This is a genomic window from Bisbaumannia pacifica (assembly GCF_007989625.1).
Classification (GTDB): Bacteria; Pseudomonadota; Gammaproteobacteria; order Pseudomonadales; family Halomonadaceae; genus Bisbaumannia; species Bisbaumannia pacifica.
Map to the genome: position 1 here is coordinate 1 of NZ_BJUK01000110.1, position 658 is coordinate 658.

Genomic DNA, 658 nt, shown 5'->3' on the forward strand with positions numbered 1-658 from the left:
TGCGGCGGTAGGAATAGCCAACCCGGCAGTGCAAGGGGCTGCTATAGACCTACTTGATGGCTCTTTAGGAGGAACTTCGCCCACCCCAAACTTATCTGGAGCTGCTGGTTATTTTATTGATTTCTTTGCTAGCCCTAAGGAGGTCATGAGATGAGGAAGAACTTTATTAAAATGCAAAGAGCATTATCTAGGCTTCACTGGGGTTATTTTCTTGCCGGAATACTTGCAATAACGGCAGGGATAAGCGTTTATTTAACAGGAAATATCGGAAGAGGAGGTGTTGTGCATAGTGAACCACTACGAATCACCTACTCCATTTTATTGATTTTTTTGGGCGGATGGATGCTGACGCTCACTAGGAAAAAGTAATTTGTCTAGATGGTTGACGAGGAAAATCAAGGAACCGCCAGTCAATTCGACAATAAGTGCCTTGGGCACTCCTTCTGGATTCAACCAATAAGTGCAACACGGACGTTCCGCCCACTCATCACCCGCCAGGGAAGGCATTTTACAGCCTTCCCCGGCGGTAGCGTGGCCGAACGGCCACCCCGCCAACGCCTTGAGGACATGATGTGTATCTCTTATCCCTGTCTCCTGCTTGACGCCGCCCTCACCGGCCACGCCGCTGGGAATGACCTTCCGCACCCAACAGGGCCAA

General features: G+C 50.0%; 1 protein-coding gene. It reads right to left on the bottom strand.

The window, feature by feature from the left end:
• Positions 1-318: 318 nt before the first annotated feature.
• Positions 319-658, bottom strand: a 340-nt coding sequence (locus HPA02_RS18365; protein WP_222594021.1) for a hypothetical protein, incomplete at its 5' end; no start/stop codon positions are given.